Genomic DNA, 7,040 nt, shown 5'->3' on the forward strand with positions numbered 1-7,040 from the left:
GCTGGGGCTGGAGGTGGAGGGCCTCGTCGAGGGGGGCGCCCGGGTGTTGCCCTTCGTGCAGGTGGAGGCGGAGCGCCAGGGCGGCCGGCGACCGGAGACGCGCCACTTCCTGCCTTCCTTCGAGGTGGCCACGGCGGGAGTGCTGCACGACTGTCGCCTGTGGCTGCGCGCGACAGCGCACGCGTTGACCCGCGAGCCGCCCTTCCTGCGCGAGGTGTACCTGCCACCGGGACCCGGCGCGGCGGGCGCGGATCCGTCCCTCCAAGGGGCGCCCGCGTTGGAGTCCCTGGGCGCGCTGCTGGAGCGGCGGCTGCGGTGGGCCGAGGCGTGGCTGTCGCCCTCCGCGCTGCTGGAGCTGGAGGTGTCGCGCACGGTGCCCGAGGACGGCCTGCCCGGGGCCTGCTGGCTCACCGCGCGCTTCGAGCAGGCGCAGACGGGCGGAGCGGGCACCACCGTCACGCTCCTCGACACTCCGGCCTTCTCCACGGAGGCGCTGGCGGTGCTGCGCGGCTGGGCCCAGGCCACGGCGCCGGAGCGCGGCGCGGTGGTGCGCGGCGTGCTGCCCGCGGAGTGACGCACAAGCCATCCTTGCCTCGTTCCCGGGGGCGGGGCTGTCGGCCGGGCGGCCCTGGCGCCGGCCCGTCCCATCACCAGCTTCCCTTCGTCATTCATTCATCCGCGAGGCGCGGGGGAGGCGGGACCATGGGCAACACGAAATGGAAGACGCGGGCGCTGACGGCGGCGGTCATGGCGGGGCTGATGGGCTTCGCGGCCCACGCCGAGGACCCCATGTCGAAGCAGGAAAAGCACATGGAGAAGCAGGGCAAGGAGGTGGGGGAGGCGGCCGCGAAGCGCGTGACCTATGTCGGCAAGCTGGCCGTCTTCAACAACCGGCAGATCAAGCTGGCGACGCTCGCGGAGGAGCAGGCGACGGATCCGCAGGTGAAGCAGTTCGCCACGCAGCTGCGTGAGGACCACGAGAAGAACCAGGAAGCGCTGCGCAGCTGGGCGAAGAGCAAGCAACTGGAGATCAGCGAGCTGAGCGAAGGCAGCATGCCCTCCACGGGCATGGGCGGCTCCGGCGCTGGCGGAGTGCAGCAGGGCTACGACGAGAACATGAAGAAGACCCGCGAGAAGCTGGGCAAGAGCGTCGACGAGACGAACGCGGAGCTGGAGAAGCTGCGTGCGAAGCAGGGCCCCGAGTTCGACAAGGCCTTCCTCTCGCGCATCTCCGACGACCAGAAGAAGGGCAAGGACATCCTCAAGGAGGGCCGCAAGGAGTACAAGAACGACGCGACCTTCCTGGCGCTCCTGACCGACACCGAGAGCGTGGTGAGCAGCCACGAGATGCAGGTGAAGGACTTGGAGAAGCAGCTGAAGAAGTAGCCGCGGGATGTAGCGCGGTGGGCGTCGGGCCGTCGGGCCGGTTGACTCGGCCGGGCCCGGCGCCTATCCCGTCGCGGATGCGCAAGGCATTGGCGACGGTCTGGGTGGGACTCTGGGGTGTGCTGGGCGCGTGTCAGGCGACCGTGCCGGTGGCCCCCGCGGTCCCCGCCGTGGGTGTCACGTCCACGGGGCCCTTCGTCGCGGATGCACGCGCGCTCTTCGACGGCTGCGTGCCCCTGCCCGACAGCGCCACGTCGCGCACCTACCGCTGCGGCGGGCTCGCCGTGTGGCTGGACGAGCTGTCCGACGTGCGCGAAGCGCAGGCCCTGGAGGCGGGACGTGCCCGCGTCCGTGCGCGCCTGGGCCCGCCGCTCGCGGAGGTCGCGGGTGAGCTGCCGCTCGCGGGCCAGCCACACCCGTCCGTGCGCTTCGCGAAGTGCACGGGCCCGGAGGGCGAGACGCCGCCCTGCCACGCGGGCGGGTACCTCACGACGGTGACACCGTCGGCGGGCCGGGTGCGCCAGCTGGGCTGCGTGGTGCGCGACAACGCGCGTCCGGAGCTGGGGCGGTGCCTGGAGCTGTTCGCGTACCTGGCCACGCGGGGCAACCCGGAAGGGGACGTGCTGGCGCCGTCGGCGCTCGTGAAGCCGCCCCTGCTGCCGTGGCGGTTGCTGGGCGTGCCGGAGGGCTGTCAGCTCGCGGCCTCGACGACGCACACGGGGCGGATCCGCTGCGAGCGGTCCACGTTCTCCTGGAGCCTCTTCTACCCGGTGCAGCCGGGCACGGCCCAACTGGAGCGCTGGCGCGACCAGAGCGTGGAGGAACTGCGCGACGCGCTCCCCGGCGCCAGCGCGGTGGAGATGCGGGACTGCTACCTGGAGAGCGTGCCCACGCGCTGCGCCCGCTTCACCGCGCCCGCTCCGGACGGCGGCGGCGACGTGGTCGTCTGGGCGGGCGGCGTGGACATGCAGGGGCGGGGCCTGTTCGCCGCTTGCAGTCTCCGCTCGGCGGGCTCGGAGGGTTCGGCGGGCTCGGTGGATGTCCCCTTTCCCGCGGCCTGCAACGGCGCCTTCGCCGTGCGCTGAAGGGACGGAAAAAGCCCCGTGTTCACCCTGGAAGGTGTGTCCAAGCGCTTCGGCGGCTTGCAGGCCCTGCACCCGCTGACGCTGACGTTGCCCACGGGCGCCACCACGGTGCTCATCGGCCCCAGCGGCTGTGGCAAGTCCACGCTGCTGCGGCTGCTCAATGGACTCGCGCGGCCGGACACCGGCCGCGTCCTCTTCGACGGCCACCCCCTGCCCGAGGCCCCGGACGCGCTGCTCGCCGTGCGCCAGCGCGTGGGCTACGCGCTCCAGGGCGGAGGCCTGTTCCCGCACCTCACCGGCGCGCAGAACGTCACGCTGATGGCGCGGCACCTGCGCTGGCCCCAGGCGCGGATCCGCGAGCGGCTGGGCGTGCTGACGGACCTGACGCGCTTCCCCGCGGAGGCGCTGGAGCGCTATCCCGGGCAGCTCTCCGGCGGCCAGCGTCAGCGGGTGGCGCTGATGCGCGCGCTGATGCTGGATCCGGACGTGCTGCTGCTGGATGAACCCCTGGGCGCGTTGGATCCGCTGGTGCGCCACGACCTCCAGGCGGACCTGCGCGGCATCTTCGAGCGGCTGGGCAAGACGGTGGTGCTCGTCACCCACGACCTGGCGGAGGCGGCCTACCTGGGCCACGGCATCGTGCTGATGCGCGAGGGCCAGGTGGTGCAGCAGGGCACGCTGGACGACCTGGAGGCGCATCCCGCGGACGCCTTCGTCACGCGGTTCATCCAGGCGCAGCGTCCGCTGCCCGTGGGGAGGGCCGGATGACGCGGCTGGGGGCGCTGGTCCTGCTGGTCCTGCTCGGTGCGGGCGCGTGCGAGAGGCCGCCCGGTGAGGGGCCCGCGGTGCGCGTGGGGTCCAAGAAGTTCACCGAGTCCGTCATCCTGGGGGAGATGGTGACGCAGGTGGCGAAGGCCACCGGGGCGCAGGCCACGCACCGCCGCGAGCTGGGCGGCACCACGGTGCTGTGGGAGGCGCTGCGCCGGGGCGAGCTGGACGTCTACCCCGAGTACACCGGCACGCTGCGCCAGGAGCTGTTCGCCGGCCGCGCGCTGAAGGATGACGCCGCGCTCCGAGAGGCGCTCGCGCAGGAGGGGCTGCGGATGAGCGCGTCGCTCGGCTTCAACGACACGTATGCGCTGGGCATGAAGGAAGCGGAGGCGGAGCGGCTGGGCATCCGCCGCATCTCCGACCTGAAGCAGCACCCGGAGCTGCGCGTGGGCTTCAGCAACGAGTTCATGGAGCGGGGCGACGGCTGGCCCGCGCTGCGCGACGCGTACGGCCTGCCCCAGCGCGACGTGCGCGGCCTGGACCACGACCTGGCGTACCGGGGCCTGGAGAGCGGCGCGCTCCAGCTCACGGACCTGTACTCCACCGACGCGGAGATCGCCGCCTACGGCCTGCGCGTGCTGGAGGACGACCGGCGCCACTTCCCCGCGTACGACGCCGTGCTGCTCTACCGCGCGGACCTGGAGGAGCGCGCCCCGCTGGCGCTCCGGGCGGTGCGGAAGCTGGAGGGCTCCCTGACGGAAGCGCGCATGGTGCAGCTCAACGCCCGCGCGCGGCTGGAGCGCGTGCCCGAGGCGCAAGTGGCGTCGGACTTCCTGAAGGCGTCGCTGGGCCTGTCGACGGAGGTGCGCACGCAGGGCGCCGTGTCGCGCGTCTGGCAGCGCACGCGCGAGCACCTGTTCCTGGTGGGCGTGTCACTGCTGGCGGCCATCGCGCTCGCCATCCCGCTGGGCGTCCTGGCCGCGCGCCGTCCCCGGCTGGGGCAGGCGGTGCTGGGGCTGTCCAGCATCATCCAGACGGTGCCGTCGCTGGCGCTGCTGGTGGTCATGATTCCGCTGCTGGGTATCGGCTCGAAGCCGGCCATCGCGGCGCTGTTCCTCTACAGCCTCCTGCCCATCGTGCGGAACACGGCGGCGGGGCTCGGGGGCATCCCGTGGGAGGTGCGCGAGTCCGCGGAGGCGCTGGGCCTGCCGGCGCGCGCGCGGCTGTGGCGCATCGAGCTGCCCATGGCGGCGCCGTCCATCCTCGCGGGCATCCAGACGGCGGCGGTCATCAACGTGGGCACCGCCACGCTGGGCGCGCTGGTGGGCGCGGGCGGCTACGGGCAGCCCATCCTCACCGGCATCCGCCTGGACGACGTGGGGCTCATCCTGGAGGGCGCGGTGCCGTCCGCGGTGCTCGCGCTCCTCGTCAGCGGCCTCTTCGAAGCGGTGGCGCGGGCGGTGGTGCCCCGGGGCCTGCGCCTGCGCGAATAGGCGCGCTTCAGGGCACGCGGCCCGCGTACAGCACCGATGTCCCCACCACCGGCCGCGCGGCCAGGCGCGTCTCCGCGTGCATCAGCACGCGCAGCGCTCCGTCCACCCACTTCGAGGGGGGCACGAAGCCCCGCTCGATGACGTTCTGCTGGTCCTGGTCCGCGGGCATCATCGCCTTGCGCACGAGCAGCGCGGGCACCAGCGAGAACCCCCAGTAGCGCAGCGCCTCCGTGCGCAGCGGCAGGCCCTCCAGCTCCTGCGAGAGGCTGTCGCGGGTGTAGCGCCGCACGTGGCCCGCGACGACGTCGTAGCGACTGAAGAGCACCGGCAGCGCGGGCACGTTGATGAGCAGCAGCCCGCCGGGCTTGAGGTGCCTGAGCGCGGACTCCAGCAGGGGGCGCGGCTGGGGCACGTGCTCGATGACGTCGAACAGCAGGGCCACGTCGTAGGTGCCCCGCAGCTCGGGCCGCTCCTCGGTGACGTCGTAGTAGAGGGTCCGGCCCTTCCGGGGCGCGCACCGCTTCAGCGCGCCCAGGTTGAGGTCGGTGGCGTCCACCGTCCAGGCGGTGGTGTCCTCCAGCTGGCGCGCGAGGATCCCCGCGCCCGAGCCGATGTCCAACACCCGCAGCGGTGCCTGCGTCGGGACCCCCACGTCCTTCAGCAGGCGCGACAGCGCGCGCAGCCGCCAGGTGAACCAGAAGTGGTCCGCGGAGCTCTCGTCGTACCACTCGTCGGGGAAGGGCTCCGCGGACGTGGGGCGCGACAGCATCTCCACCGCGGCGGTGGACTCAGGGGACGGGAGGGACATGGGGTTTCTGCGGGGGCGCGCGGCGCTCCACCAGCTCCATCACGAGGTAGGGGGGGCGGCCCTTCACTTCCAGGTACGTGCGGCCCACGTAGGCCCCCAGGATGTACAGACAGAAGGCGAGCACCGCGTTGCCGGTGGCGATGAGCACGTAGGCGAAGAGGAAGGGCCGCGGCACGTCCAGGTGCTGGGAGAAGCCCACCAGCAGGAACAGGAAGAGCAGGGTGAGCACGCCGAAGAGGAAGCTGGCCAGCTGGGCCGCCTGCAGGGGCCGCGTGCTCATGGACGCGATGCCGTCGGTGGCCAGCCGGTACAGCTTGCTCCACGTGTACTTGGGCTCGCCCGCCGCGCGCGCGGGCCGGTCGAAGGGCACCGCCACCTGCTGGAACCCCACCCAGGCCCGCAGGCCGCGGGAGAAGCGCAGGTTCTCCGGCAGCCGGCGCAGCGCCGTCACCACGCTCCGGTCCATCAGGCAGAAGTCGCCCGTGTCCAGGGGCAGGTCGATCTCCGACAGGAACCCCACCAGCCGGTAGAAGCCCCAGTAGCCCAGCCGCTTGAGCACGTTGCCCTGTCGCCTCCGTCGGCGGCCGAAGGCCACGTCCGCGCCCTGGCGCCACGCGGCCAGCATCTCCCACACCACCTCCGGTGGATCCTGGAGGTCCGCGTCCATCACCGCGACGAGGTCCGCGTCCGCGAAGTCCAGCCCCGCGCACACCGCGCCCTGGTGCCCGAAGTTGCGCGACAGGCGGATGAGCCGCGCCGGCAGCCCCTGCCGGATGCGCTCGGCGAGCAGCCGCGCGGTGGCGTCGCGGCTGCCGTCGTCCACCAGCACCAGCCGCACGGAGGCCACCCCCTGCCGGGCGAGCACCTCCGGCGCGAAGACCTGGCCCAGCCGCTCCACGAGCAGGTCCAGCATCTCCTCCTCGTTGAAGACGGGGATGACGATGTCGAGCGTCAGGTCGGTGGCGTCGCGGGCGGCGCCCGGAGGCACCAGGGTCTCCGGGGCCTGCGCACCCGGAGGGAGGTCGAGCCGGTGCATGCGTCAGGGCCCTCCACGGGCGTTCAAGAGCTTTTCGGATTCCTGGCGGAGCGCGGAGCCCGGAGGCGCGCGAGCCGCCGCCTCGCGCACGTGGGCCAGCCCCTCCTCGGTCCGTCCCACCGTCAGGTACGCCTGGCCGAGCGACAGGTAGAGCGCCCCCATCACATCCCCCGGAGCTTGGGAGTAGCCACTCACGGCGGCTTCCAGTTCAGGGATGGCCTCCTCCGCCCGACCCTGCTGGAGCAGCCACTGCCCCCACCCCATGCGGCAGTCGGGGAAGGGATACCACCGCAGGCATTCCTGGAAGTGGAGCGCGGCGAACTCCGCATCGAGGGCCAACGCCGCCGTCCCCATGCGCTGGTAATACCGGCCCAGCGGCTCCCGGCCCGGTTTCATCTGCTCCTTCGTGGCCCAGTGGACGTACGGCACCGCCAGGATGCCCGCCACCGCCAGCTCGCCCC

Annotated in this window: 8 protein-coding genes; 5 read left to right on the forward strand and 3 right to left on the reverse strand. The window is 72.9% G+C overall.

From position 1 onward, the window contains the following. The 5 genes from D7V93_RS45370 to D7V93_RS33910 all read left to right on the forward strand — a co-directional run. A partial coding sequence (locus tag D7V93_RS45370) for a hypothetical protein (RefSeq protein ID WP_158623927.1) occupies positions 1 to 574 on the forward strand: 574 nt, incomplete at its 5' end. Positions 575 to 702: 128 nt separating this feature from the next. Next, positions 703 to 1,386, forward strand: coding sequence for a DUF4142 domain-containing protein (locus D7V93_RS33895; RefSeq protein ID WP_120647320.1), 684 nt, complete (start codon positions 703 to 705; stop codon positions 1,384 to 1,386). A gap of 77 nt (positions 1,387 to 1,463) precedes the next feature. Continuing rightward, positions 1,464 to 2,471: a hypothetical protein gene (locus D7V93_RS33900; RefSeq protein WP_244237672.1), complete on the forward strand. Its 1,008-nt coding sequence runs from the start codon at positions 1,464 to 1,466 to the stop codon at positions 2,469 to 2,471. 18 nt (positions 2,472 to 2,489) lie between these two features. Next, positions 2,490 to 3,239: an ATP-binding cassette domain-containing protein gene (locus D7V93_RS33905; RefSeq protein ID WP_120647321.1), complete on the forward strand. Its 750-nt coding sequence runs from the start codon at positions 2,490 to 2,492 to the stop codon at positions 3,237 to 3,239. Next, positions 3,236 to 4,735: an ABC transporter permease/substrate-binding protein gene (locus tag D7V93_RS33910; RefSeq protein WP_120647322.1), complete on the forward strand. Its 1,500-nt coding sequence runs from the start codon at positions 3,236 to 3,238 to the stop codon at positions 4,733 to 4,735. Before D7V93_RS33905 ends, D7V93_RS33910 begins: the two co-directional genes overlap by 4 nt. A gap of 7 nt (positions 4,736 to 4,742) precedes the next feature. Here D7V93_RS33910 and D7V93_RS33915 read toward each other — a convergent pair whose 3' ends face one another. The 3 genes from D7V93_RS33915 to D7V93_RS45375 form a co-directional block, all read right to left on the reverse strand. Further along, a complete protein-coding gene (locus D7V93_RS33915; protein ID WP_120647323.1) occupies positions 4,743 to 5,543 on the reverse strand; it encodes a class I SAM-dependent methyltransferase in 801 nt (266 codons plus the stop codon). Then, complete coding sequence (locus D7V93_RS33920) at positions 5,524 to 6,579, reverse strand: glycosyltransferase family 2 protein (protein WP_120647324.1); 1,056 nt, start codon at positions 6,577 to 6,579, stop codon at positions 5,524 to 5,526. The genes D7V93_RS33915 and D7V93_RS33920 overlap by 20 nt, the downstream gene beginning before the upstream one ends. A gap of 3 nt (positions 6,580 to 6,582) precedes the next feature. Next, the coding region (locus tag D7V93_RS45375; protein ID WP_120647325.1) for a hypothetical protein at positions 6,583 to 7,040 on the reverse strand (458 nt) is incomplete at its 5' end.

Source organism: Corallococcus llansteffanensis (assembly GCF_003612055.1).
Lineage (GTDB): Bacteria > Myxococcota > Myxococcia > Myxococcales > Myxococcaceae > Corallococcus > Corallococcus llansteffanensis.